The sequence below is a fragment of the Paenibacillus phytohabitans genome, from assembly GCF_013141775.1.
Classification (GTDB): domain Bacteria; phylum Bacillota; class Bacilli; order Paenibacillales; family Paenibacillaceae; genus Paenibacillus_AQ; species Paenibacillus_AQ phytohabitans.
The window spans coordinates 18,947-44,926 of record NZ_WHOB01000035.1; the positions used below are offsets into that span (position 1 = coordinate 18,947).

The 25,980-nt window shown below is 52.7% G+C and carries 24 protein-coding genes; 12 read left to right on the forward strand and 12 right to left on the reverse strand.

Translation table 11 applies throughout. The features are described from left to right. Window positions 1–25 precede the first annotated feature (25 nt). Together infC and GC101_RS13010 are read right to left on the reverse strand one after the other, a co-directional pair. Window positions 26–523, reverse strand: a complete 498-nt coding sequence (gene infC / locus GC101_RS13005) for a translation initiation factor IF-3 (protein WP_039301536.1) — start codon at window positions 521–523, stop codon at window positions 26–28. A 287-nt stretch (window positions 524–810) separates the two neighbouring features. Next, complete coding sequence (locus tag GC101_RS13010; RefSeq protein WP_042134481.1) at window positions 811–2,049, reverse strand: glycosyltransferase family 2 protein; 1,239 nt, start codon at window positions 2,047–2,049, stop codon at window positions 811–813. Between the two features lie 409 nt (window positions 2,050–2,458). Here GC101_RS13010 and GC101_RS13015 point away from each other — a divergent pair, with 409 nt between their 5' ends. Continuing rightward, on the forward strand, window positions 2,459–2,986 hold the full coding sequence (locus GC101_RS13015; protein ID WP_171717616.1) for a phosphatase PAP2 family protein: 528 nt from the start codon (window positions 2,459–2,461) through the stop codon (window positions 2,984–2,986). Window positions 2,987–3,041: 55 nt separating this feature from the next. Beyond that, on the forward strand, window positions 3,042–4,157 hold the full coding sequence (locus tag GC101_RS13020; protein WP_171717617.1) for an MGDG synthase family glycosyltransferase: 1,116 nt from the start codon (window positions 3,042–3,044) through the stop codon (window positions 4,155–4,157). A 133-nt stretch (window positions 4,158–4,290) separates the two neighbouring features. Here GC101_RS13020 and trmB read toward each other — a convergent pair whose 3' ends face one another. Further along, window positions 4,291–5,007, reverse strand: a complete 717-nt coding sequence (gene trmB, locus GC101_RS13025; RefSeq protein WP_042134479.1) for a tRNA (guanosine(46)-N7)-methyltransferase TrmB — start codon at window positions 5,005–5,007, stop codon at window positions 4,291–4,293. 230 nt (window positions 5,008–5,237) lie between these two features. After that, on the reverse strand, window positions 5,238–5,420 hold the full coding sequence (locus GC101_RS13030; RefSeq protein ID WP_039301551.1) for a hypothetical protein: 183 nt from the start codon (window positions 5,418–5,420) through the stop codon (window positions 5,238–5,240). A gap of 244 nt (window positions 5,421–5,664) precedes the next feature. On the opposite strand from GC101_RS13030, the gene mnmL reads away from it, so the two are divergent. From mnmL to GC101_RS13055, 5 genes are all read left to right on the forward strand, one after another. After that, window positions 5,665–6,621 carry a tRNA modification radical SAM protein MnmL/YtqA gene (gene mnmL / locus GC101_RS13035; RefSeq protein WP_171717618.1) on the forward strand — a complete coding sequence of 319 codons (957 nt, stop codon included), beginning with the start codon at window positions 5,665–5,667 and terminating at the stop codon, window positions 6,619–6,621. After that, window positions 6,621–7,226 carry a tRNA 5-(aminomethyl)-2-thiouridylate-methyltransferase MnmM gene (gene mnmM, locus GC101_RS13040; RefSeq protein ID WP_171717619.1) on the forward strand — a complete coding sequence of 202 codons (606 nt, stop codon included), beginning with the start codon at window positions 6,621–6,623 and terminating at the stop codon, window positions 7,224–7,226. Before mnmL ends, mnmM begins: the two co-directional genes overlap by 1 nt. After that, window positions 7,227–7,652: a VOC family protein gene (locus GC101_RS13045; protein ID WP_042134477.1), complete on the forward strand. Its 426-nt coding sequence runs from the start codon at window positions 7,227–7,229 to the stop codon at window positions 7,650–7,652. Between the two features lie 312 nt (window positions 7,653–7,964). After that, entirely contained in the window at window positions 7,965–8,933 is a 969-nt protein-coding gene (locus GC101_RS13050) for a type I phosphomannose isomerase catalytic subunit (protein ID WP_171717620.1), read from the forward strand. 88 nt (window positions 8,934–9,021) lie between these two features. Next, the gene (locus tag GC101_RS13055) at window positions 9,022–9,984 is read left to right on the forward strand and encodes an alpha/beta fold hydrolase (protein WP_171717621.1); all 963 of its coding nucleotides are present in this window, start codon (window positions 9,022–9,024) and stop codon (window positions 9,982–9,984) included. 667 nt (window positions 9,985–10,651) lie between these two features. Here the strand turns inward: GC101_RS13055 and GC101_RS13060 are convergent. The 6 genes from GC101_RS13060 to recQ all read right to left on the reverse strand — a co-directional run bounded on the left by GC101_RS13060 (window position 10,652) and on the right by recQ (window position 17,753). After that, window positions 10,652–11,515 (reverse strand): P-loop NTPase family protein, encoded by an 864-nt coding sequence (locus GC101_RS13060; protein WP_171717622.1) that lies wholly within the window; start codon window positions 11,513–11,515, stop codon window positions 10,652–10,654. A 322-nt stretch (window positions 11,516–11,837) separates the two neighbouring features. Next, window positions 11,838–12,179, reverse strand: coding sequence for a histidine phosphatase family protein (locus GC101_RS13065; RefSeq protein ID WP_171717623.1), 342 nt, complete (start codon window positions 12,177–12,179; stop codon window positions 11,838–11,840). Between the two features lie 155 nt (window positions 12,180–12,334). Continuing rightward, complete coding sequence (locus tag GC101_RS13070) at window positions 12,335–12,811, reverse strand: nucleotidyltransferase family protein (RefSeq protein ID WP_343049688.1); 477 nt, start codon at window positions 12,809–12,811, stop codon at window positions 12,335–12,337. A gap of 103 nt (window positions 12,812–12,914) precedes the next feature. Then, window positions 12,915–13,448 carry a GNAT family N-acetyltransferase gene (locus GC101_RS13075; protein ID WP_171717625.1) on the reverse strand — a complete coding sequence of 178 codons (534 nt, stop codon included), beginning with the start codon at window positions 13,446–13,448 and terminating at the stop codon, window positions 12,915–12,917. Window positions 13,449–13,892: 444 nt separating this feature from the next. Continuing rightward, window positions 13,893–15,911: a B12-binding domain-containing radical SAM protein gene (locus GC101_RS13080; RefSeq protein WP_171717626.1), complete on the reverse strand. Its 2,019-nt coding sequence runs from the start codon at window positions 15,909–15,911 to the stop codon at window positions 13,893–13,895. Between the two features lie 15 nt (window positions 15,912–15,926). Continuing rightward, window positions 15,927–17,753 (reverse strand): DNA helicase RecQ, encoded by a 1,827-nt coding sequence (recQ, locus tag GC101_RS13085; protein ID WP_171717627.1) that lies wholly within the window; start codon window positions 17,751–17,753, stop codon window positions 15,927–15,929. 187 nt (window positions 17,754–17,940) lie between these two features. Here recQ and GC101_RS13090 point away from each other — a divergent pair, with 187 nt between their 5' ends. The 5 genes from GC101_RS13090 to GC101_RS13110 all read left to right on the forward strand — a co-directional run bounded on the left by GC101_RS13090 (window position 17,941) and on the right by GC101_RS13110 (window position 23,225). Next, window positions 17,941–19,590: a spore germination protein gene (locus GC101_RS13090; protein WP_246354318.1), complete on the forward strand. Its 1,650-nt coding sequence runs from the start codon at window positions 17,941–17,943 to the stop codon at window positions 19,588–19,590. After that, complete coding sequence (locus GC101_RS13095) at window positions 19,538–20,635, forward strand: endospore germination permease (RefSeq protein WP_171717628.1); 1,098 nt, start codon at window positions 19,538–19,540, stop codon at window positions 20,633–20,635. Before GC101_RS13090 ends, GC101_RS13095 begins: the two co-directional genes overlap by 53 nt. Beyond that, the gene (locus GC101_RS13100; RefSeq protein WP_171717629.1) at window positions 20,632–21,858 is read left to right on the forward strand and encodes a Ger(x)C family spore germination protein; all 1,227 of its coding nucleotides are present in this window, start codon (window positions 20,632–20,634) and stop codon (window positions 21,856–21,858) included. Before GC101_RS13095 ends, GC101_RS13100 begins: the two co-directional genes overlap by 4 nt. 46 nt (window positions 21,859–21,904) lie before the next feature. Beyond that, on the forward strand, window positions 21,905–22,090 hold the full coding sequence (locus tag GC101_RS13105; RefSeq protein ID WP_171717630.1) for a CLC_0170 family protein: 186 nt from the start codon (window positions 21,905–21,907) through the stop codon (window positions 22,088–22,090). 82 nt (window positions 22,091–22,172) lie between these two features. Continuing rightward, window positions 22,173–23,225, forward strand: coding sequence for an RluA family pseudouridine synthase (locus tag GC101_RS13110; protein ID WP_171717631.1), 1,053 nt, complete (start codon window positions 22,173–22,175; stop codon window positions 23,223–23,225). A gap of 460 nt (window positions 23,226–23,685) precedes the next feature. Here the strand turns inward: GC101_RS13110 and GC101_RS13115 are convergent, their stop codons facing one another. Both GC101_RS13115 and GC101_RS13120 read right to left on the reverse strand, forming a co-directional pair. After that, window positions 23,686–24,891: a threonine synthase gene (locus GC101_RS13115; RefSeq protein WP_171717632.1), complete on the reverse strand. Its 1,206-nt coding sequence runs from the start codon at window positions 24,889–24,891 to the stop codon at window positions 23,686–23,688. A 191-nt stretch (window positions 24,892–25,082) separates the two neighbouring features. Beyond that, a complete protein-coding gene (locus tag GC101_RS13120) occupies window positions 25,083–25,964 on the reverse strand; it encodes a transporter substrate-binding domain-containing protein (RefSeq protein WP_171717633.1) in 882 nt (293 codons plus the stop codon). Between the last annotated feature and the right edge of the window lie 16 nt (window positions 25,965–25,980).

Below are 25,980 nucleotides of genomic sequence, written 5' to 3' on the forward strand. Positions count from 1 at the left end.
AATTGCTGTGCAAGTGACTCCAGGATTATTGGGCTTTAGGAGCCAAAATCATAATCATGCTGCGGCCTTCCAGCTTAGGCTGGCGCTCAACAACAGAAATATCTTCCACTTCGTTCTTCACACGCTCCAGGATCTTCTGGCCGATACTCGCATGGGTAATCTCACGTCCGCGGAAACGAACGGAGCACTTCACTTTATCGCCTTCGCCCAGGAACTTGATAACATTGCGGAACTTGGTCTGATAATCATGTTCTTCAATGTTAGCACGGAACCAGACTTCCTTGATGTCCACGATCTTCTGGTTCTTGCGCGCTTCCTTCTCTTTCTTCTGCGTTTCATAACGGAACTTGCCGTAATCCATGATGCGGCATACCGGCGGTTTCGCCTGCGGTGCTACATTGACTAAATCAAGATTAAGATCGATCGCCATCTGCAACGCCTCGCGGATCGGTTTGATCCCGATTTGTTCACCTTCTGCTCCAACCAGCCGGACCTCTTTGGCCCGAATTTCATCATTGATCATATGTTCCTTACTGATAATACTCCACCTCCGGATCTTCTTGTAATGCGGTTCTCCATAAAAAAGGGATGCCGGTAACTCCCCGACACCCCGTTTGATCAACGTTCATGAATTATAACCATTCATAAAGCATTGAGATCAAAACCAGCCGGCAATTTAGCCGTTCAGGTGAGAAGCCGGTGCTTCTGCTTGCAATCCCTATGTTTTGCATACTTGAATACTATACAACACTGAGCGAACAGTGTCAATATCTTCCCCAAAAAATACTTAGATAACAATCAGGCATTATACTACACTTGCTTGCTCTGCACTTCTTCAAGCCGCACCACACGCGTGTGCTTGGTATGGCTCCATTGCTTGTTGTTCTGCGTGAAGAACGCGTAGAACGTAATGGGGTACCACGAGAGCAGATAAACCGGGAAGGCCAGGAGGTACAGATATACCTTCTTGAACTTCACCTTCTCCAGCGCCATGGCCAGCAGGAAGGTCAGAATATTGGCACCAATGGCAAAGTAGCTCAGCCAGAGCGGCAAATGACCGTAAATATTAGCAATATGCGGACCATCGAACATGGAGTTGTCGATCCACATTACCGCCGTCATCAGGAACGTCAGCAGCACAATGTAGACGTTCGCTCCATAGAGCGCCAAGTCAAACTTCGTCAGGCTGCGTTCTTTGATGCTCTGCCACAGCAAAGGGAAGAAATAACGGCGGGCGACTGTGAAATGCCCCTGCATCCACCGCAGACGCTGTCTGGAGGAAGCCTTGAACGTAAGCGGCTTCTCATCGAAGACCTTGGCATCATAGTTGAATCTTGGATACACACCCTTAGAAGCGCTGCGCATGGTGAATTCCAAATCCTCCACCAGACTTGTGGCCCCCCAGCCCATCTCTTTGAGCAGGTTCGTCTCGAAGCACATGCCTGTTCCGCCGAGGAAGTTGGCCATATTCAGATTATGGCGCGACAGCTGCCAGAGCCGGTTGATGTACCAGTAGGATACGCCATAAGCAGCGGTAATCCATGAATCCTCCGGATTCTTGGTATCGATATAACCTTGAATTACACGGCCGCCTGAGCATAGATCATTATTCATTTCGGTCAGGAATTCGGTATGCGCGAGGTTGTCGGCATCAAACATCACGACAGCATCATACTGGCGGGGCAGCGCCCACAGCTCCTTGAGCATCCACTCGATGGCATAACCTTTTCCGCGAAGATTCGTGTTGGTACGTACACAGGCATTCATACCGTGCTCCCGTACGATGGCTGCTGTATTATCCGTACAGTTATCGCAGATGACAAATACATCGTACAGTTCCTGGGGATAATTAAGCTGCTTCAGATTTTCCATTAACGCGCCGACTACTTCTTCCTCGTTGTGCGCGGCAACCAGTACGGCAAATGACTTTTGCGGCGCATACTTAACCTTGTTCTTTTTCTTGTGCAGTCCAAACAGTGAGAATGCAAACTGATAAACTGCAATTGCCGCCAAGATCACTTGGAGCGTAACAAACAATGCGTCTGTCATGATCTTTTGATGCCCCCTTTTTCCAAGTCTAGATGTTCTCTTTCTCTCTCAGGCTTGTTAACGTTCTTTCTGACCCTTTTGTTGCATCCCTTACACAGACAAGAATTATCCCTTTTTCTCGGGCAGGCTTCCGAATTGTTTATTAGCCCCGTTCCTAAGATATGAACATGGTATCCGGATCATGGCCGAATCCTTATTTCTCTGTTACCTTATAAACGGGATCTTCCTGCTTGAATCATTGTAGACGCATTGGGGTACACAAGTCAAAACTGGCATTTTTCGAGTGATTCCGAGCTTTTTCTTGAAATGGACTGCCTTAAAAAAGTATGATAAAGACAGCTTCAGCTCTTGGAACCTGCTGCTTAAGCTGCGCCAAATATCTTTAGCCGGACTAACGGAGGGACAAGATATGAGACCTTTTTTCAAGAAACTGCATCTCTTGGAGCGGCTTCTCTTTCAATGGATTAACGGACGGCTGCACAACCGTTTTCTGAACTTCTGGCTCTGGTACCTCACTCATCTCGGAGGAGCTACAAGCGCCATCGGTATCAATGTTCTGATCTGGGCACTGTGTCCACAGCCATGGAGAACTACAGGACTGCAGGCACTGACCGCACTGGCTGTAAGCCATCTGCCCGTTGCCGTTGCCAAAAAGCTCTATCCGCGCATGCGGCCTTATCTGGCGCTGCCGGGCACCAATACGTTTCATAATCCGCTTAAGGATCATTCTTTTCCTTCAGGCCATACTACAGCTATCTTCGCCTCTACGGTTCCTTATATGATGGCTTACCCTGCCCTGACCTATATCTTGCTTCCGCTCGCCTGCACGGTCGGCTTCTCCCGGATCTATCTCGGGCTGCATTATCCGTCTGATGTCATCGCTGGTGCGGTAATCGGCTCCGGTGTTGCTGCAGGCACGCTTGCGCTATGGGTCTGACGCCCTCCCGGCCGCCGGACCCCTGAATACGACTAAAGAACAGGTGAACTATACATTGCGCAAAAAAAGAGTATTATTGCTGTCGGAAGGTTTCGGCGCAGGGCATACCCAGGCAGCCTACGCGCTGTCGAGCAGCCTGCGCAAATTGTCGCCTGATGTGCAGACGAAGGTACTGGAGCTCGGAAGCTTCCTTAATCCCAAGATGGCGCCGATCATTGTCTCTGCCTACCGCAAGACGGTGATCTCCCAGCCCCGGCTGATGGGCTATGTGTACCGGCACCAAAAATCATTCAATCGTCTTACCACACTTGCCCTGCACCGCATATTTTATACGCATACCCAAAATATTGTGAAGCAGCTGAAGCCCGACATCATCGTCTGCACTCATTTCATTCCAGGCGCTGTGGTTTCCCGGCTGAAACGGCTGGACCCGTCGCTCAAAGCGCCGCTGATCACAGTCATTACCGATTACGATGCCCATGCCAGCTGGATCAGTCCTGAAGTGGACCGTTATCTGGTCTCTACACCGGAGGTCAAGGCCAAGCTCCGCCGCCGCAGTGTTGCTGCCGCCAAGATCCGGGTAACCGGTATGCCGGTACATCCCGATTTCTGGGAGCATCCCGGCCGGGAAGAGATCCAGAAGCAATTCAGCCTCATGAACATGCCTACGGTCATGGTCATGGGCGGCGGCTGGGGCATGATGAACGATGAGGTGGTGAACGAGGCCCTCGCCGGCTGGCGGGAGAAAGTGCAGCTTGTGTTCTGCCTCGGACAGAACGACAAGCTGCTGCGCGGAATGCAGGAAGACCCGCGCTACTGCCACCCCAACATCAAGCTGCTGGGCTTCACCCGTGAAGTTGATAAGCTCATGGAGGTCTCGGACCTGCTGGTCACCAAGCCCGGCGGAATGACCTGCAGCGAAGGATTGGCCAAGGGCATCCCCATGCTCTTCCATTCACCGCTGCCGGGGCAGGAAGAAGAAAACTGCCGTTATTTCACGGCAGCCGGCTTCGGGGAACCGATAAGCTCCCTCGATGTGGTCGACCGTTGGATGGAACGGCTGCTGGGCGACTACGGGGATGTGCGGGCCAAACGCAAAGCCCATCTGGAGGAGATTTCCCGGTTCAACCCGCTGCAAAGCGCCCAGAGCATCATTGACATGCTGGAATAGCCCCTGGATTCTTATAGAACAATGGGACCTAAGGCATACACCTTCTTATATTGGATGAGAAACGGCAAATGGCAGCCCAGGGAGGATTACCCGGACTGCCATTTGCACTATACAGCTAATAATGTGGAAAGGACTACAGGCGGTATTTGTCCAGCCGGGAGGCCTGATACTGCTTCAGCGCCTCTTCCCCGACAATGGCTTCGCAGCGCTGAATGTTCACACCGCGTCCGTAAAATTTGGTTTCATATTCCGTCATGACATGCTCCTCATTGATCACGCCGCCTTCATGCAGATCAAGGGAGATGTTCTTCATCTGCAGACCATAGTCGGCAAAAGCATTCAGGGAGAATTCAAACAGGCTGCGGGAATCCGTCTTCAGGTGGATTTCGCCAAGCGGACTAAGCAGCCCGCGGTATTTGTCGAGAAAACGCGGATGCGTCAGACGCCGGCGGGCATGCTTGCTCTTCGGCCACGGATCGCTGAAATTCAGGTAGATCCGCTCCAGTTCACCCGGAGCAAATACTTCCTCCGCATAATCGATATTGGCCAGTGCCACTCTGACGTTCGGCGGCGTCTCTTCCCCTGCCGGCTCCCACACATTTCTGGCCTTCTCGGCTGCACGCCGGACCAGTTCATCGTACATATCAACGCCGATAAAATTGATACCGGGATATTTGAAGCTCATCTGGCTGATAAACTGCCCCTTGCCCATTCCGAACTCCACATGAATCGGATGATCATTGCCGAACAGCTCCGACCAACGGCCCTTCAGGCTGCGTGGATCAAGGATGACCAGGTCAGTCTGCTCCTCAAGGCTTTCACGTATTCCTTTTCTTCCGCGTAAACGCATTAGGTATTCCTCCGCTTATCTCTTATTGCATTATCTGTGAATAGGATAACTGCCACTTGCAATATTGTGCCGAACTTGCCGTCAAAAGTAAAGGGATTTAAGCAGGAAGCTGAAAATATCCCTGCAAAAATTCAAAAAAAAGGATTCCCCGTCCAGCCTGAAAAAGGCCGGTTGGAAAATCCCTTTTTGTTGTATTTGGAATTGGGGTCCACTTTTCAACAGTACATAGTCTACCTTGCCGGAGCGTTAAAATCAAATGTCTTCTCGAAGGCACTGCGGATCTTGCGCTGCGCTTCGGTCTTAATCTTGTGGTTGCCGTTAAATTCCACGCCTGTCAGGGCAAGGGCCTCATCGGGAGTCAGCTGCACATCAATCGAACCTTTATTATCGGGAAACACCGTTGGAGAATTCATCGTTATCACCTCTATGGTTTATTATGGACCGGACGACACGAAATTATGAATTCAAAAATGTGATTGTGGTTGCTGCAGCGGCTTTTTTACACTTTAAATATAACATAATGTGTAAGCATTTACAAGCGAAATCCCGGCTGTTTCCTGCCTATTTCTAGCCTTTTTCCGCCGGATTTCCGGGAGTAATTGTTACGCTCTTCTTTGATTTTTGATACAATGGGAAGGTTAATGAAAGGAGCTGCACATGTCTAATCTTCTACAGACCTCCTCTCCGCTTCTGTGGGGGGATAAACGGTTCCATACCTGGAACTATGAAATGCGTGATCAGATGGGTACCAAGGTGTTCAAGGTCATGCTCGATGCCGGCTTCACCTGTCCAAACCGTGACGGTTCCATCGCCAAAGGAGGCTGCACTTTCTGCAGCGCCAGAGGGTCTGGTGATTTCGCCGGAAGCCGCCGCGATGATCTGGTTACCCAGTTCAACAATGTACGTGACCGCCAGCACTTGAAATGGCCAAACGCCAAATATATCGGCTATTTCCAGGCCTACACTAATACGTACGCTCCCGTTGAGGAGCTAAGGGAATATTATGAGGTTATCCTGCAGCAGCCGGGTGTGGTCGGCCTCGCCATTGCTACCCGGCCGGACTGCCTGCCCGATGATGTGGTCGAATACCTTGCCGATCTGAACAAGCGCACCTATCTGTGGGTAGAGATGGGGCTTCAGACCATCCACCAGTCCACCTCCGATCTGATTAACCGGGCGCATGATACAGCCTGTTATACCGAAGCCGTTGCGAAGCTCCGACGTCACGGTATCCGGGTCTGCACCCATATCATTCACGGGCTTCCGCAGGAAACGCATGAGATGATGCTGGAGACTGTATCTGCTGTTGCCAACATGGGCGTGCAGGGGATCAAAATCCACCTGCTTCACCTCATGCGCAAAACGCCGATGGTGAAGCAGTACGAAGCCGGCCTGCTGCGCTTCCTGGAGCAGGATGAGTATGTGAAGCTGATTGCCGACTCCCTGGAGATTCTGCCGCCGGACATGATTGTCCACCGCCTGACCGGCGATGCTCCGCGTGATTCCCTGGTCGGCCCGATGTGGAGCCTGAAGAAGTGGGAAGTTCTGAATGCCATTGACCACGAGCTGATTGCCCGTGATACCTGGCAGGGTAAGTACTGGAGGAAGGGCTAATGGGCTTCATGTCCGTCCTTAGCTTTGCTCATAAATTAACCGCCGAGCGGCTCTCCCCCGGCGGACGGGCCATTGACGCCACCGTGGGCACAGGTAGCGACACCCTGTTCCTCGCCAAGGCGGCGGGGCCGCGCGGCGGGGTCTACGGCTTCGACATCCAGCACGCGGCGCTGGCTCTTGCCGGAGAGCGCCTGCGGCTGGCCCGGGAGGAAGCGCCTGCTGCGCTGGCTCCCGTAACCCTGCTGCAGCGGAGCCATGCAGCAATGGCTGAAGCCGTTCCGCAGGATTGGCGCGGAACGGTCTCGGCGGTGATGTTCAACCTCGGCTATCTGCCCGCGGGCGATGCCGACAAGACCATCATCACCGAGCCGGAGAGCACGCTGGCCGCGCTGGAGGCGGCGCTGCTGCTGCTGCGCCCGGGCGGGATCATCACGGCCGTGCTGTATCCCGGCCACGAAGGCGGCGGCCGTGAAGCTGCCGCCGTGGAAGCCTGGGCCGCCGGACTGGCCCAGCCGGACGCGCAATCCATCGTGTACCGCCAGCTGCAGCGCGATTCCGCCCCGTATGTTGTAGCTGTAGAGAAGAAAAAAGGAGCTGATCACTAAATGGCAGTAACCAAAATGGAGCATGTCGGCATTAAAGTGGACATTCTTGAGCGTTCACTGCAATTTTACCAGGAGGTCATCGGCTTGACGCTTCAGGGTATTCTGGGCCAGCCTGGAGATGAAGTGCGTCTCGCCTTTCTCAGCTTCCCCGGACAAGCCAGTGTTGAGATTGAACTGATTGAACGGGCATTCGAGGGTCTGCCGCAGGAAGGACGGGTAAGCCATACCGCCTTCACAGTCGATGACATTGAGGAAGAGCACAGAAGACTTGCCGGACTCGGCATCCCGGCACTGACCGGTATTTCAGAGCTCGCGAACGGCAGCCGCTATTTCTTCTTCGAGGGACCGGACAGCGAGAAGCTGGAGTTCTTCCAGCCGGCGCACAGTCCTACAAATCCTGCACGAAATACAACATTTACTTCATAAATAGCGATTCCCATCCAAACTGTTGTGCAAAAGGCAGCATTTCTCCTCCTGCAAGTATTTTAGCGGCAAAATTCCTGTATTTTGTACAACAATGCTGCCAATCACCCTGGTATCGCTCAATCAATGTTGTAATAAGTACAACATAACCATGATGCTGCCAATAATGTGTGAGCTTAAGCGTGTCACATATGATCCGGCTTGGCTGACCAGCGTCTGACCCGCGTTTGACCGGTTACTTATTGGGTTATAGTCCGATGTACCGTTTAAATATTAAGTCTTAAACATTCTATAATCAGGAAGGAAGATGTTGTAATGACAAAACCATATCCTCTGAAATTTCAGCCGGAGTTCAAAGAACGTGTCTGGGGAGGCCGTGCGCTGGAGAAATTCGGCCTGGCGCTGCCGGAAGGCCATATCGGCGAAGGCTGGATGATCGCTGACCACCCGAACGGAACCTCTTCTGTAGTGAACGGCGAGCTCGCCGGACTAGGTCTGGATGCCATCCGTGCGCAGTTCGGACATGAATGGTTCGGCAGCAAGGGCATTACCGAAGACGGCGGAAGATTCCCGCTGCTGATCAAGCTGCTCGATTGCAATGACAATCTTTCCGTGCAGGTACACCCTACTGATGATTACGCCGGATTACCCAAGGGCGAACTGGGCAAAACAGAAATGTGGTACGTGCTGGATGCCAAGCCGGGCGCCAAAATCATCTACGGTCTGAAAGAAGGCGTAACCCGCGAAGTTCTGCAGGATGCACTTGAGAACGGGACCGTTATGGACAGCCTGCAGGAAGTGACTGTAGCGGCAGGAGATTCTTTCTATATTCCCGCAGGCACCGTTCACGCCTTGTGTGCAGGTGTCGTTGTAGCCGAAATCCAGCAGAACTCCGACACTACATACCGGATTTACGATTACGACCGTCCAGGCCTGGACGGCAAGCCGCGCGAGCTGCATATTGAGGATTCCCTGAATGTTACTGCCTATGAAGGTGCAGGCGCGACCTCGATGAAGACAGACGGTGCAGTGGCCGGTGAATGGCTGCAAATCGCCTCCTCCCCTTATTTCATTGTTGAAAAAGGTGTGGTTTCCGGTGAATGGCAGCTTACCACCACGGACGACAGCTTCACTATTCTGGTGATCTGTGAAGGCAGCGGCCACCTGATCTGGGAAGACGGCTCCCAGCCTTATGCAGCAGGCGAATGCTACCTGCTCCCGTCCAGCCTCGGCGCCTACAGCATCGAAGGCATGTCCACGGTTCTCCGCTCTTATCTGCCGTAAGCAACCATAACTGGTATACCGGGCAGATTTATTTTAACGAAGTACTCTTACGCTAGGATTGCTGAATTTAACTTTCAGGAGGACGGCGATGACAGAGAACACCTTTACGATGACCGATCCACTAGGTGTCAAAATCCATGTCTATGAATGGCTGCCGGAAGCTGGAACTGACGTCAGAGGGATCGTGCAGGTCTCTCACGGCATGTGTGAAACGGCTGCGCGTTATGCCCGGTTTGCGTCCGCGCTCACCGCAGCCGGTTATGCGGTGTATGCCAATGACCACCGGGGCCACGGCCTCACCGCCGGCCAAGTCAATCTGCTAGGCGATACCGGGGAGAACGGTTTCTACTGGATGCGCCGCAATCTGCTGCAGCTTGCGGGAATCGCCTGCTCCAGGCATCAGCATGTGCCGATTTACCTGTTCGCCCATAGCATGGGCTCCTTCCTGGCCCAGAAGCTGATGTGCGAAGAAGGTAACGAAATCTACAGCGGCTTCATTCTCAGCGGTACCAACGGTCCGCGGAGCATGCTGCGGCTGGCAGAATCGCTGTCGGCAATGCAGCTAAGGCTGCAGGGAGACCACCATCGCAGCGTATTGTTGAACGGCATTGTCTTTGGCGCTTATAACCGTGCCTTCTCTCCTGTCAGGACCGCCTTTGACTGGCTTAGCAGAGACCCGGTGGAGGTGGACCACTTCATCTCCGACCCGTTCTGCGGGGCGATCTGCACTACCCGCTTCTTCCGGGATTTCTTCCATATGCTGCGGGAGCTTCATACCAGGGCCACCCTGCGGACCTTGTGCAGAGATAAACCTGTCTATCTGTTCGCCGGGGAGAAAGACCCCGTGGGGATGAACGGTCAAGGGGTGAAGCGTCTGGCCGAACTGTACCGCGGGCAGGGAATACAGGATGTAGAGTGCAAGCTGTACCCTGAAGGCAGGCATGAGATGCTGAACGAGGTCAACCGGGATGAGGTCACCGCCGATGTGCTGGACTGGCTTGCCCGCCACCTCCCTGCCGGCTCCATGCGGCTTCAGCCTACGGCGAATTAGCTTCAATGGAGCTTTGACTCTGGTGCCCTGGCTGACCATTCGTGTAACCTGCAGGGAAAATGCTGAGAAATGTCAGTAGCTTAAATCGGTATGTATCCAAATAAAACGAGGCACCCCGCACCTGACGGAGTGCCTCGTTTTCGGTTATGCTGCCAAAGTTCTGCTGCTGCCCAGGGTGTTTCCACCTGATTGACATTGCAGCAGCAACTATTGCTGTATTTTCTGCAGGATCCCCGCGGGATTGCGCATCCCGGTATGAGATGCCCGCTCAAGCTTTAACTGTAAAATGTACAACTAAAACGATCTTTTTCTGCGCAGAAGGAGTTTTAATTGCACTCTATACACTTATAAAATGCTCCTATGCCATAAAAGCGCACTATTCTCTAATTTAATTGTACAGAATACAGTTATCCCTGCTCATCCGGCTTTTCGCCGTATTTTAACTGCACGAAATACAATTATCTGCAATAGATTTTGCATTAGCGTACGATAAAATCAGTTCTGTTGTATTTTATACAATTGATCTCCAGATATCTGCTCAAAATTACCCATTCTACAGAATTCTACTGTACAAAGTGCAATAGACATAGTTTCAGGTCAGACCCCAACCTATGATTTTCAAGGTCTTCACGAGTCTGATGACTAATATTCTTAAGTTAAGCCTGTACTAAACAGATTCTTTTTCCGGGCCGAAATGTTCTGATAATATCTTCACTAAAACCTCTCTGTAAGCATCTAAATCATATGATGAGTTGTTCACTTTTGTCTTAGCCATATTTACGCCGTTAAAGATCCATTCTTCCAGTCCCCTTCTTGCCTTAAGCACCTTCAGAGTTCCTTCCAAACCGATGTAACCCTGTTTTTTGCCAAACCCTTGTTTGGTGTAATAGTCAATAAACCCGTCTGACCATTCCCGGGGTCTTTCTTCAACAGCCTTGCCGAAGGAGTAATCAAGATCGTTCTGGTCAACGTATATCAGAAGCGGATTCAGCGTTTCTACAATGGCTGCCAGTTCAATAACATAACTTGTGACGTCTTCCTTGGCGGCATCAAGTTTGATCATTCCCATGGTTACAGGATTCTGTATGAAGCAACAATCGAAAATATAAAGGTCAGCGCCATTTAAGGCACTCTCCGCAAACTGCTTCCATTTTGCCGTAATCAGTTCCCTGTTTCGGTCTAGCGGCAATTCATACACATCATGCTTCACCAAAGTATCCAGCATTTCATTTGGAATACTTGAACCGTGTTCATTGATTAGTTTCCGGTATTCCACGAAATAACTATTTCCTTGATTCCATGTATATGGGCTTAATAAATCCCTAAACTCCTCATAGGCGCTCAATAGATCATCGTATTCAACTTCATCTAGACAAGCGACTCCGTCATAATCAGCAGGATGATCCAAATTTCCTTCAAGGAATAGACTGGCCTTAAGATTTCTCTCCGTAAGAATTTCATGTACCAGCTGAGCCGTGGTTGATTTCCCGGAGCCCGGTAAGCCCTCGATTAAGATCAATTTAGTTTGCATATAGTAGTTCCTCCATTCATTTTTAGGAGGATAGGCAGGTAAGCATCAAGGGAGATGCGTTTTTCCCGTAAAAAAAAGCGGATACCCAGGTATCCGCAGAAGTGGCTTTATGACACACCTTATCCTGCATACCCTGTAAGATTAAAAAAAGACATGCCTAATACAATAGTACGTTCACTATTACAGGCATTCTTTAGACTTGTTAATCTTTACAGAGTCATCCACATGATACGGTTTATGCTCCTTTATAGGCATCTCATTCCTGATATTAACACCGGATACCACCAATTACAATTGCGTAGTTTCTATTACAGCCTGCGTTTTATCCATGATTAGCATCATAATCGTTCCCCAGCTCTGCAAGCCGCTCCAGGGAATCATATTCGAAGGTTAAGTCAGGCTGCCATTCCCTTAAATCCAATTCAACCTTTATGTCTAAACCGAGTTCCTTGGATAAAATAGCGGCCGTTTGAAGGGCTCTCGTGTATGGAGAAGAAATAATGACTTCCGCTTCTTTCAGCCGCTCATCCTTTGCTGTCCGATATACCTGGTTCACTCCCGCTTCCGTAAGAGGCACCAGATCCCGGCCATGGCCCTTTAATTTGTACTGCTCATTGATGTTCCACTCGGGTTCGCCATGGCGAATGAGATAAAACTGTGTCATAGAAATCCCCCTGCCTCTTTTTGGTACTAAATCTATTCGCTCCTCCTACTACACAATCCTACCCAGTCGAATTTCGTAATGGAAGCCTGCCACGCTCTTCATATCGCATCTGCTGAAGTAGTAGATCGTCATGAACACAGCAAAAAGCCGAAGCTTCACTGCCCCCATGGGACAACCGTAAGCTCCGGCCATTTCGACTTCCATTTCCGTGTCTTATTCAAGTAGACGTCCTCGCTGATTAACGCCTTGTTTGGCCTCAGGATTAAATGAAACAGATCGTGCAGACCGAACGGTGCGTATACCTGCCACTCCCCCTCGCTGCTGAGTCTCGCCCCCAGCGAAGTAACCGTTGTCGGCCAGCTGTTAATTGCATCTTCCAGGGAAGCGTAGGGTGCCAGCTCTACACCGAACTTATCACGGTACCACAGATGAACCCGGGCCTGGTTCTTGAGATCAACCGGAATAGAAATACCTGCAAACAGCTCACGTCCGTTGGCGATCATCCGGTCCTCCGCAGCATAGCTCAAATGATGCCCATCGTAGTAGATTATATCAATATCACCAATTCCGTAATCCGGTTCCCGCCCGGTAAGCTCGTTCCACACCGACTGAACCAGACACCCTGCTCCAATATATTAAGGAAAAGGCGCCAGCCCTTGAGCACGCTTGAAAATATCCATCAGCAGCGCACTGCGGGAGAACAGCTCCGTCAGACGATTGTGAAGGATCTCCCCCTCATCCATGGGCAGCCGGAGCCACGGGCTCAGTAGCCAGCACATATTGTAAAATCAGCTGCGTTCCCTTGCTCCCGCTGCGCCGCAGCCCGTAATCCTGAAACCCTGCGCGGGCGTACAGCTGTCCGGCAGGAATGTTGCGCTCATTAACGGCCAGCACAATCTGCTCTGCTTCCGGGTAATGGCGGCGGACGAAATCAGGCAGCAGGGCCATCGCTGCTTTGGCGAAGCCTTGTCCCTGGCAGGCATAATCCATCAGAAAGGCGCGCAGAAGCACTGCGCCGGAGTAGTCTTGGAAGAAGTCTGCGATATCTTCGCCTGTATGAAGAACGAAGAAGCCTACCGCCCGGTCTCCCTGGGCAATGACGACTCCCATTTTGCCGGCATCCGTGCAGGCATCCTGCAGCGTCTGCTCCGGCAGTCCGGTAAATTCCGCCTGCTCCGGAGGAAGCTGAAAGCTCAGCAACTGGTCCTTGAATGTCTCCTCATGCTTCTCTTCATACCTGAACAATGTAATGCGCTGACCCAGCCTCATCCTTACATCCCTCCCCCAAACAGCATCTTTCCCATGAGCCAAACTTAAGCTGTTTACTATTACTTTTCTTGAAATGCTGCCCAAAATACAACATTTCCCTGATAATACTGGCCTCAACCCAGAATTGTTGTATAGAATGCAGCATTTCTCCTCTTCCAGAGCACTTACGGGGAAAATTCTTGTATTTCATACAACAATCCGCCTGAACACCCTGGTATTTAGCATTCCGAGTTGCAAAACGTACAACATTTATGCCGATACAAGCGCGAACTTAAAAAGTTTAATTCTGCCAGCAACCAATCTGGGAATCAGTATGAGGAGTCGGGCAATTCCGGCTTGTCCCATAGCCGAAGCGATTGATCAGTTACTTGTTTGATTGGGTTGTAGTCCCCAGTGCGGGTTATATAGCCGCAAGTCCATGCTGATTCAGCAGCTGGATTCCGGCTATATAGGCAGCGTGTAATACTGCGCCCGCTGGCTCTCGTCCTGCTGATAGAGCACGATCAGCAGCGTACTGCCATCGCTTGAACCGGGATGCGCATCAGCCACAGCCGGGGCTGCCCCCTCGGCCACAGCTACCGCCGCATTCTCTGCCGCTTCTGCTACGGCCGTACTGCCCGCCCCTTTATCCGCATGGCTGCCTGCTATGTCCGTTGCAGCTCCCGCCCGTTTATCCGCGAGGCCACCTGCTGTTTCGGTTGCAGCTCCCGCTCCCGGCTTGCTATCCGCGCTGTCCGCTGAACTCTCAAGCGTGCCAGCGTTCTCGCCTTCAGCACCAGCCACACCATCAAAACGCAGCCCGCTGATCGAATCCAGCACCGGCTCCAGCCGGAACGGAAGCACATCCAGCACGATGTACTTCTGCAGCTCACGCTCACTTAAGCCCGCTTCTGCCAGCTTGGCCGAAATCAGCTCCGGCTGCCCGGCAATCTGCTTCAGGTATTTCGCCCACTCTGACTTATCCAGAACATCCTCCCACCAGATTTTGCGCGGCTTGTACTTGTGGCCGAGGAAATAATCCAGCTTCATCAGTCCGGTGATGATGTCCATGGACGCAGTCCCCCGGTCCGTGAGGAAATTATGCAGCCGGGTGAACAGATCCTCGAGCTGATGTCCGATCTTCTGCCAGCCCCGCGCTTCCCAGTAGTCGCCGAATTCCTGGAAGAAATCGAATGGTGACGGGAAGACATGGCGGATCAGATACTTGACCGAATGAGCCAGGCGCTGGCTATTCCAGTACTTCTCCAGCACATCCTCCAGCCGCTTCAGCCGGATAATGTCCGAGAACGGCATGACATGGCTGCTGAGAATTTCGTACGGCGCATGCTCCATGTACGTATAGTCGTATTTGGCTGCCTGGGCGCGCAGTCCGGTGCCGCGGAGCATTTTGAGGAAACCCAGCTGCAGCTCCTCCGGCTCCATGGCGAATACATCATTGAAGGTCTTGCGGAAGGTCGAATAATCCTCCATCGGCAGTCCGGCAATCAAATCGAGATGCTGGTCGATATTGCCGCTGGCCTTGATCTTCATTACCGTGCGGGACAGCTTCGTGAAGTTCTGGCGGCGTTTGACCAATTCATTGGTCTCGTCATTGGTCGACTGCACACCGATCTCGAAGCGGAAAACTCCGGGCGGCGCATTCTGGGCGAGGAAATCCAGCACCTCCGGACGCATAATATCCGCTGTAATCTCGAATTGGAACACACAGCCCTGGTGATTGTCGATCAGGAACTGGAACATCTCCATCGCGTAATTGCGGTTGATATTAAAGGTGCGGTCGAGGAATTTGATCACCTTGGCCCCGCCTTCAATCAGATAGAGCAGATCGGATTTCACCCGTTCAATATCGTAGTAACGCACGCCTACCTCGATGCTGGACAGGCAGAACTGGCAGTTGAAGGGACAACCCCGGCTCGTCTCAAAATACACAATACGCTTACTGAGCTCCGGCAGATCATCCGCGAACCGGTGTGGCGTCGGCAGGGTATTAAGGTCGCTTTTGGGACGCGGCGGGTTGACAATCAGTTCCTCCCCCTTGCGGTAGGCAGCGCCGTATACGAAATGATACTTGTGCTCATCCCGGATCTCCTGCAGCAGATGATGGAAGGTCTCCTCCCCGTCCCCGTTGACTACGAAGTCGATTCCGGCTTCCCGTTTCATCCAGTACAGCGGCTCATAAGACACCTCCGGCCCGCCAAGTACGATCTTCACCTCCGGCATCACCTGCTTGAGGATCGCGACCAGCTTGACCGTTTCTTCGATGTTCCAGATATAACAGGAGAAGCCGATCACATCCGGCTGCTTCTGGAAAAGGTCCGACACGATATTCATCAAGGGATCTTTGATGGTGTATTCCGCCAAAAGGATATCTTCGAATTCATGCTCGCTGTACGCCTTCAGAAGCCGGATCGCCAGTGACGTATGAATATATTTGGCATTTAATGTGGCCAGGATGATTCTCATGCCTTATAACCTTCTTTACATTTCATTTTGAAAAAACTCCAGGAATGCCTTGCCGTATTTGCGGTACTTCACTTCGCCGACACCCTTCACCCTCAGCATCTCCGCTTCCGTCTGCGGGCAAACCACGCTCATCTCGCGCAGCGTCGCATCATTGAAGATGATGTAGGATGGCACATGCTCGCGCCCCGCCAGCTCGCGGCGGATCAGGCGCAGCTGCTCGAAGACCGTCTCGTTGACGGCCGACGGCGAATGGTCGCGCGTACGGCTGCGGTCCCGCGTGCCGGAGGTGACAAGCGTGCGGGCCACGCGCTGGTGAACCTCACGCTGGCCGCGCAGCACCTCGGCAGCCAGCGGCTGCAGGCGCACGACCGGATACTGGCCTTCGGACAAGGCCAGATAACCCTCCGAGATCAGCACATTGATGCTCTCGGTAATCTCCTTCTCGCTGCGCCCGGACATCGCCCCGTGGGTCGGCAGCTTCTCGAAGCCGTACTGCAGCACCTTCTGGTTGCGTGAGCCCTTCAGCACTGAGGATACCAGCGCCACACCGTAGCGTTCACGCATGCGGTGGATGCAGGAGAAGATCTTCTGCGCATCCACCGTCATGTCTACCAGCTGCCGTTCATCGGTGCAGGAGCTGCAGATGCCGCACGGATCGTCGTCATGATTCTCGCCGAAATAATCCAGCTGTGCACTGCGCAGACAGCGGGTGGTGTAGCAGTAATCAATCATCTGCTGCAGCTTGCGGTATTCGTTGGCTTTGCGCTCTGTGTCCTGCGGATTCTGCTCAATCAGGAACTTCTGCGTCATGATATCCTGCGCGCTGAAGAGCAGAATACAGTCACTCGGCTCCCCGTCGCGGCCGGCACGTCCGGCCTCCTGGACATACGCCTCCATATTCTTCGGCATATTATAGTGGATGACATAACGGACATTGGACTTGTCGATCCCCATCCCAAAAGCATTCGTGGCAACCATGACGCGGATATCGTCATACAGGAACCCTTCCTGGTTCTCGGCCCGATCCTGGTCGCTCATCCCGGCATGATAGCGGCCCGCGGCGACTCCCGCCGCCTGCAGCCGCTGATAGAGATCATCCACCTCTTTGCGGGTGGCGGCATAGACGATACCCGGCTGATGCGAATGCTGCGCCGTGTAGTCCAGTACGAATTCACGCTTATTCTCTCCGCGCAGCACTTGCATGGCCAGATTATCACGGCCAAGTCCGGTCATGAAGACGCCCGGATCGCGCAGACGCAGCAGCCGGACCATATCCTCCATAACCTCAGGTGTAGCGGTAGCGGTAAAAGCGGCCAGAATCGGCCGCTGCGGCAGCTCCTCTACAAACGGCGACACCGCCAGATAGCTGGTACGGAAATCATGGCCCCACTGCGATACGCAGTGCGCCTCATCGACAGCCACGCAGGAGATGGACAGCCCTGCCATCTCCAGGCGGAACCAGTCCAGCTCCAGACGTTCCGGCGCCACATAGAGCAGCTTCAGCTCGCCCCGGCGGGCAGCGCGGATCCTGTCATTCACTTCCTTGCCGCTTAAGGTGCTGTTGATATAGGCAGCCGGAATCCCGGCGGTAGTAAGGGCGTCCACCTGATCCTTCATCAGCGAGATCAGCGGGGATACAACAAGTGTAAGTCCCGGCAGCAGCAGTGCCGGAACCTGATAGCAGATCGATTTACCGCCTCCGGTAGGCAGGATGCCCAGCGTATCGCGGCCTTCGAGCAGATTGTTCACAATTTTCTTCTGGCCTTCCCGGAAATCCGGATACCCGTAATATTTTTGCAGTTCAGCCTGCGCTTGCTCCATTAGTGATCCTTGCATCTTCATATCTCTTCTGACTCCTTAAGACTTTCTACCTTTAGTTTACCGGGCAACAGGGTACTTAGGCAACCGCTTGAAGCAGATATCCTAGCACTCCTTTTGGGCCTGTTACATAAAATTTACATAAAAATCACGCGATCAAGCAACACTTTATAGAAATACATTCGAATTGTACTGCTGAGGAGGCCGCCATTTGCAAGCCTGGAAAGATAAATATACCGCTTATGTGCATAAGCAGCAGCAAGCTTCTCCTCCGGAGCCTGACAAAAGTCCGCTTACAGGAAATCTGCAGGCTGATTTACAAGCGCTTCAGGCACGGCTCGGCGACAACGGCGACCTCGTAGTCCGCGACTTCCAGCTCTTCGGAGCCCACCAGGCCGTAATGCTCTTCTTTTCTTCACTGGTTAATACAGAGCAGGTGCGCGAGCATGTCCTTAAACCTTTAATGGCCGGGCCCACCGGGCATAAGGAAATTCCGGAGCATATGGCCGGTATGATCCATTATATCTGGAGCACAGCCGTCCAGGTAACTCAGGGAACAACCACTACAGACATTTCCGTGCTGCCGGACGCTGCCGTGAAGGGTGAGCTGATTCTGTTGATAGAGGGAGTGCCCGAAGCCCTTGTGCTCGATATGCGCCAGATTGATATGCGCGGCGTGGAGCAGCCGCAGACCGAGCAGGTCATCCGCGGACCCCGTGAAGGGTACGTAGAGAAGCTGGAGAACAACCTGTCCCTGCTGCGCTACCGGCTTCAGAGCACAGATTTCCGGATTGAAATCAGCCCGATCGGAACCCGTACCCAGTCGAGGGTGGCTTTATGCTATATCGAGAGCATTGCCGACAGCGGGCTCGTTGCTGAAGCGATGCGCAGAATCTCAATGATTGATACCGACGGCATTCTTGATGCCGGATACATTGAGCAGTTCATTGAAGACCAGCCGCTGTCTCCGTTCCCGCAGGTACAATGCACAGAGCGGCCCGACAAGACGGTTGCCGCTCTGCTGGAAGGGCGGGTTGCCATGCTTGTCGACGGTTCCCCCTTTGCTGTAATCGTCCCTGCTCTGTTCAACCAGTTCTTTCAGACGGTAGATGATTACACAGAGCGTTTCATTATGGGCAGCCTGATCCGCATAATCCGTCTCATCGCGCTGTCTTTCTCACTTTTTTTCCCGGCGTTATATGTTTCTGTGATCTCGTTTAATCCCGAATTAATGCCAACGGAATTCGCTGTGGCTATCTCGGGCGGAAGAGCAGGTGTGCCGTTTCCTGCCGTTCTGGAGGTACTGATCATGGAGGTCTCCATGGAGGTGCTGCGTGAAGCTACTATCCGTCTGCCGCAGATGATCGGCGGCGCCTTATCCATCGTGGGCGTTCTCGTGATTGGACAGGCAGCAGTAGGTGCCGGACTCGCCAGTCCGATTACCGTGGTGATTGTGGCGCTGACGACCATCGGTTCTTTTGCCACTCCAGCCTATAATGCTGCTATTGCCTTGCGGATGCTAAGATTTCCGCTGATTATACTGGCCGGAATGTTCGGTCTCTACGGTGTGATGATCGGTACGATTCTCATTCTGAACCATCTGCTGTTCCTGGAATCCTTCGGCGTCCCGTATATGTCCCCTTTCATACCCGGCAAATGGCGTGACCTGAAGGATACGCTGGTACGTGTGCCGCTGTGGTGGATGCGCCGCCGTCCGAGCTTCCTGCATGCCCAGAATAATGACAGGCTGTCCCGCAATGTTCCCGCAGTACATGTAGATCAGATCCTCAGGCAGGAAGGTGAACCCAGTGAACAATCTCCGGCAGATCACAACGCTGCGCGCAGCCGCCGTCATCAGTAGCACCATTATCGGTGTCGGGATTCTCAGTTTCCCCCGTTACATGGCATTAGCCGGGAACAGCAGCGCGCCCTTCATCGCATTCAGCGGCGTCGTCCTGTCTTTCCTCAGCTATTGGCTGCTCGCCTCCCTGTGCCAGCGTTTCCCCAAAGAGTCCCTCTTTGTGTTCAGCCGCAGGCTGATCGGACGTCCGCTAGCCACCGTCTTCACCGCGGTAATTCTGATATTGTTTATTACGCTGACAGGGATCACTACACGCCAGTTCGGAGATGTCGCCACAACCGTGCTGTATAAAAAAACACCAATTGAAGCCACCATTTTTCTGATGCTGCTCGTTAGCCTGCTCTCCTCCAGACGCAATGTTGTGAAGTTCTCGTATATCCATTTTTTCTACCTGCCGCTGATTGTCGGCTCTATCGTACTCACGATCCTCATCTCGCTGAAAAGCGTGGATCTCCTTAATCTGCAGCCCATTCTAATGTCACCTACCCTCGAATTCTGGAATGGTGCACGGGAGGCAAGCTATCTGTTCCAGAGCTCCTTCGTAATTACACTGCTGATTCCTTTCATGGAAAAGCCTAAGCACGCATTCCGCGCTGGCGCTCTGGCCATAATCATGTCGGGTGCCATCTATGTGCTGATCGTGATCGCCTCTGTGGGAATGTTTGGTGCGGAGGAGACCAAGCTGCTGATCTATCCCACGCTGGAAATGGCGCGTTCCGCAGCATTTGGTGAGGGTTTTCTTGAACGGCTGGATGCCATCTTCATCATTATCTGGGTCATTTCGGTCTATACAACGGTGTACACTACGTATTACATATCCGCCTACCTGATGCAGAACCTGTTCGCTCTCCGTGATCAGAGTATGGCCGCAAGTATGCTGCTGCCGCTGATCTTTGCTCTGGCGATGCTGCCCCCCAATGTCTTCGAGGCCTATAAATGGATCCTTCACCTGGGCAATGCCGGAATGGCACTGATGGTTGGATATCCGCTGCTGCTATGGATAGCCTACTTCATCCGGCGCGCCGGGAAGGAGGCCTCCTCATGACCAGAAGGCTTCCGCGCTCCCTCGCCCTAATCCTAATGCTGGCTATGGCTGCCCCTGTTCTAAGCGGTTGCTGGGATCAGGTGGAAATTGAAGACCGGGCGCTTGTACTCGGGTTGTCCATTGATAAGGTATCAGCCAAAGAGGCAGAGAAAGGAGACGAAGTCACCCACATTCACGATGATCATCTGCCGGCAGAAATGATCAGTGTGACCGCGCAGATTGCCGTTCCCGGCAGAGTGCCCCTTGGCCCCGGAAGCGGAGGGGGAAACCCGGGTGACGACAAGACGAGCCCGGTCTGGGTGGTTAGTGTACGCGGCATTTCACTCGACGATGCCATGAACAATCTGCAGCAGCAGATCGCCGACCCGCGTTATCTGGTTCATCTGCGGATCATTATCATTAGCGAGGATATCGCCCGGGGCAATCTCGAGGAGCTCAATGACTATCTCCGGCGCAATCCGGAAATCCGGCGCAGAACCTGGCTGCTGGTCTCCGAAGGCAAAGCTTCTGATTTCATGGATGTGAATCCGCCGCTTCAGCGTGTGCCCACACTTTATATTTTGTCCATGATGGAGAAGTCGGTGTCCTCCGGGAAGTTCCCCCGGGATTATATCGGCACATTCTGGTCGGCGGATACCAAGTGGGGCCAGAGCGCTTACTTGCCTTATGTCGCATTGCGCAATAGAGATAATATCCTGATCAAAGGATTGGCTTATTTCAGCGGCGGAAGAATGGTCAACAAGACCGATCCGATTGAAATCGGCGGCTTCATGGCACTCAAGGGAATCGACCCGGGAGGTTATTCTACCCTCTTTCATACCAATAAGATGGGTATCGTCATGACCAAAATCAATGAGCGGTTCACCCGGACGCGGAGCTACATCAAGGACGGCAAACCTTTTCTGTCGTATCAGGTCTTCCTGGAGGCCGATCTCGATGAGCATTATGGCAGCAATATCCCTGTCGACTCATCCGCCAAGCTGCAGGAAATTGAACGGGATTTCGAAGAACAGGTCCGAAGCATACTGACCGGACTGGTTAAGCAGACCCAGAAGGATCACTCCGATATTTTTGGCATGGGCGAAATGATCCGGAGTCACCATCCTGCCTACTGGAAAGAGCATATTCATGACAAAGATGACTGGGAAAGCCTGTATAGCAGCACTGAGGTAGACATTCAAATGAAGCTTCATATCCGGAGAGTGGGACTGAAAGACCAATAACCAGTCATTAAGTTCATGTATCTATATTTAGAAGGGAGCGATCCGCATGGTCCGCCTGTTCGGAAGTCTGGTTATCATATTGTTCGTCTCCACACTGATGCTGCTGGCGGTAGATGCCCGGATTTACAACAGCAAAGGCTGGCTCCGGGAGAAAAAATACGCAATGGTTCTGGGATGGGCCTACGGCGCCATCTCCCTGGCTATCCTTATCGGGCTGATCATTTATGTCTAGCTGTCCCGGCACCCTCCGTAGTATTTCTTCACGGCCCATGGTATATTGAGGAGTACAATATTACAGGACGGAGAATGCAGGCATGAATACAAGAAGAAATCCCAAAGAGGGTTCCAAGCGGGGCGTGAAGCCCGCAGCAGCCTCCAAGGCCCAGCCTAAATCAGGAACCAGAAATCAGGGGAACAAGACCTCTAACCATAAACCGGGGGCAAGACCGGGAGCACCTGCCACAACAACAACCAAAACACCTGCCCAGATAAAATCCTATACGGTGTCCGAGCCCGCAGAGCTGCTGCCTTACCTGCTTAAGACGATTACGAATAAGGGACGGAATGCGGTCAAGTCGATGCTGTCCCGGGGACAGATATCGGTAAACGGCAAGCCGGTAACCCAGCATAACCATCAGCTCCATCCCGGTCAGACTGTGACGATTGATCAGGAGAAGCATGCAGAAGCCAAAGAAATGCTCGGCCTGACCATCGTCCATGAGGATGATGATATCATCGTCATTCAGAAGGATGCCGGACTGCTGTCGATTGCTACCGGAGAAGACAATGAACTGACAGCTTACCGCCAACTGATGGAGCATGTGCGCCTGACGAATCCGAAGAACCGCGTCTTTGTGGTACACCGGCTGGACCGTGATACCTCAGGAGTCATGATGTTTGCCAAAAGCGAGGCGATTCAGCAGTCCCTGCAGAACAGCTGGAAAGAGACCGTCAAGGAACGCTCCTACGTGGCGCTGGTGGAAGGCGCAGTCAAGAAATCCGAAGGCACCATCAGCTCCTGGCTGAAGGAGACGTCTACGCTGAAGATGTACTCCAGTCCGCATGAAGGGGACGGGCTGCATGCCGTAACCCGTTATAAGCTGATCCAGGCCAACCGCCATTTCTCCCTGCTGGAAGTCCACCTGGAGACCGGACGGAAGAACCAGATCCGTGTCCACATGTCAGACATCGGGCATCCAATCGCCGGCGACAAGAAATACGGTGCAGAGACCAAAGCCGTCGGCCGTCTCGGTCTGCATGCCCGCGTGCTCTCGTTCGTTCATCCGACTACCGGAGATGTCCTCACCTTTGAGAGTCCGATTCCAAAGACATTCCTGAAGTATACTGCACCTGCGCCGACGAACTGATTAAGCCCGGCTAATTTCTTAGTCAGTTACTAGAGTGTGATTCCACTCCAGACACATTTATTCGCGTAACTAAAGGAAAATGAGAGGCATTTATGCCTCTCATTTGTCGCTTTCGGGAATTCTCCCCGATTCGATTCATCCGCTTGCTGTGGCAGAGATCGGGCATCGTTCTATGAAATCCTGCACATAATACAACATTCCCCTCCTCCTATCGGCCCAAAAACCACTATTGTTGTACAAACTGCAACATTTCACCTTGTTCAAGCGGCTCAGCAGAATTATTCTTGTATTTCATACAACAATACGCCCGATCACCCGGCTATCCATCAATCAAAGTTGCAAAACGTACAACATTTATATTTACAGTGTCTATAGTGCTTCCCAAGAAGCCTCCACTCCGCCGCTAAAGAATCCAGTGTACAGGTATTGACGTATTCCGCCAGTCCCGCAATCATCCGGCTTAGATAAACTCCCCGATCTCCAGCAACGGCGGATCGGTCTGCACGGAGTCGGGATATTTAATGCCCGCGCCTGTGTTCAGCACGACCACCCGGTCCTCCGGCCGAATCCAGCCCGACTGCGCCAGCTTGCGCGCAGCGGCGAAGGCGGCGGCACCTTCCGGACAGATGAACGAGCCCTCCAGCCGGGCAATCTTCTCCTGCTCGATGCTCATCTCCGCATCAGAGACAGCGATTGCCACGCCGTCCGTCTCATAGACGGCCTTCAGCACCAGGAAGTCGCCCAGCGCCTTCGGTACATTGATGCCGAAGGCGGCGGTGGCGGAATCCGGCCAGAACTGCGAACGCTCGGCCTTCTCTTCCCACGCCTTCACGATCGGCGCACAGCCTTCGGCCTGCACGGCAACCAGCCGCGGCAGCGGGCCTTGCACCCAGCCAAGCTCCTGCAGCTCCTGCAGCGCTTTGTAAATGCCGATTAATCCGACTCCGCCTCCGGTGGGATAGAGAATTACATCCGGCATTTCCCAGCCAAGCTGCTCGGCAATCTCCAGCCCCATCGTCTTCTTGCCTTCGATGCGGTAAGGCTCCTTCAGGGTGGAGGCGTCATACAGTCCCTTATCCGCCACCTCCCGGGCCACGATCGCACCGGCATCGCTGATCAGGCCGTTGACCAGATACAGCTTCGCTCCGGCAAGCGCCACTTCGCTGCGCGTAATCTTCGGCGCATCCTGCGGCATCACAATCGTTGCCTCAATGCCCGCCCTTGCCGAATAAAGCGCCCATGCTGCTCCGGCATTGCCGTTCGTCGGCATGGCCAGCCCTGTTACGCCAAGCTCCTTCGCTTTCGAGACACCAACCGCTGCCCCGCGTGCCTTGAAGCTGCCGCTCGGCACCAGACTCTCATCCTTCATTAACAATGAAGAGATACCATAGTCTTCTCCGAGACGCGGCAGTGCAAGCAGCGGCGTCATTCCTTCCCCGAGTGTGACCACATGGCCCTCCTCCACTACCGGAAGCAGTTCATGGTACCGCCATAAATCAGGATTCCTGCTGCTCAAATCCTCTTTCGACCATTCCCTCTTCAATCGTTCCAGATCATACCGCACCAGCAGCGGCGATCCGCATGTACAGAGCTGGCGCACAGCATCAGCACTATAGTGTTCTCCACATTGCGGACATTCCAAATGTGATATATAGCTGTAACTCATCCGGCACTCCCCCTTCTTATTATGGCTGTCATTCCATTTTAAACTTAGTATATAGGATTAGTCTGCTTAACTCTATTACCATCCTGTGAAATCCTCTTTCACCTAAAAAAGACACCCGCAAGGGTGCCTTTTCATGCTCACTATCTGATCTCGTACCAGTTCCTCAGACCTAACGCCATAGCGCGGCCGAATTACTCTACCTTACCGCCTTCAACTACCAGCTCGTCAGTATAGCCTTCTCCATAGACTTCATTTAATGTATCGTTATAGGCCTGATGAATGAATTGCTCTTTACCGATGGTTTCAAGCTCTGTATTGATCCAGTTCAGCAGCTCCGTGTTGCCTTTGGCTACTGCCGGGGCAATCGTATCCTGTCCGCCAAACGCCGGGATGCTTACCGTGAAGCCGGGATTGGACTTCGCCCAGGCGATCAGCTCGGTGTTATCGTTGGCAATCGCTGCACCGCGTCCGTCTTTGAGTGCTGCAAAGATCTCTGTGTACTGGTCAAATTTCAGCAGCTCAATGTCCGGGTACTCTTTAGTGAAGTAAGTTTCTGCTGTGGTTCCTTTGGCAACGATAAGCTTCTGGCCTTTCTCCTTCAGCTGGTCAATCGAAGTAACCGGTGCACTGTCAGGGGATACGATCCCGAAGGACAGCTTCATATACGGATTGGCAAAATCCACTTTTTCTTTTCTTTCATCCGTTACGGTGAAGTTAGCCATAATGATATCTACTTTATTGGATTCCAGGTAAGCGACGCGGCTGGCCGCATCGACCAGAACGAATTCCGCCTTGGATTCATCCCCGAGCAGGTCCTTGGCGAATCTTTTGGCGATATAGACGTCGAAGCCCTGATTCTTGCCGTCGGCATCCACATATCCAAATGGCGGTTTATCCGCAAAAACACCAATCCGGACCTTGCCGTCCTTCTTCAGCTGTTCAATAGAAGCAAACTTGGATGAGGCCGACCCTGCACTATTATCCTTGTTATCCGAATTACCACAAGCGGTTAAGCCCGCCAGCAATAAACCCGCTGCCATAAATGATACTGCCCATTTCATCCCTTTTCTCATTCCTCTTCATCCCCTG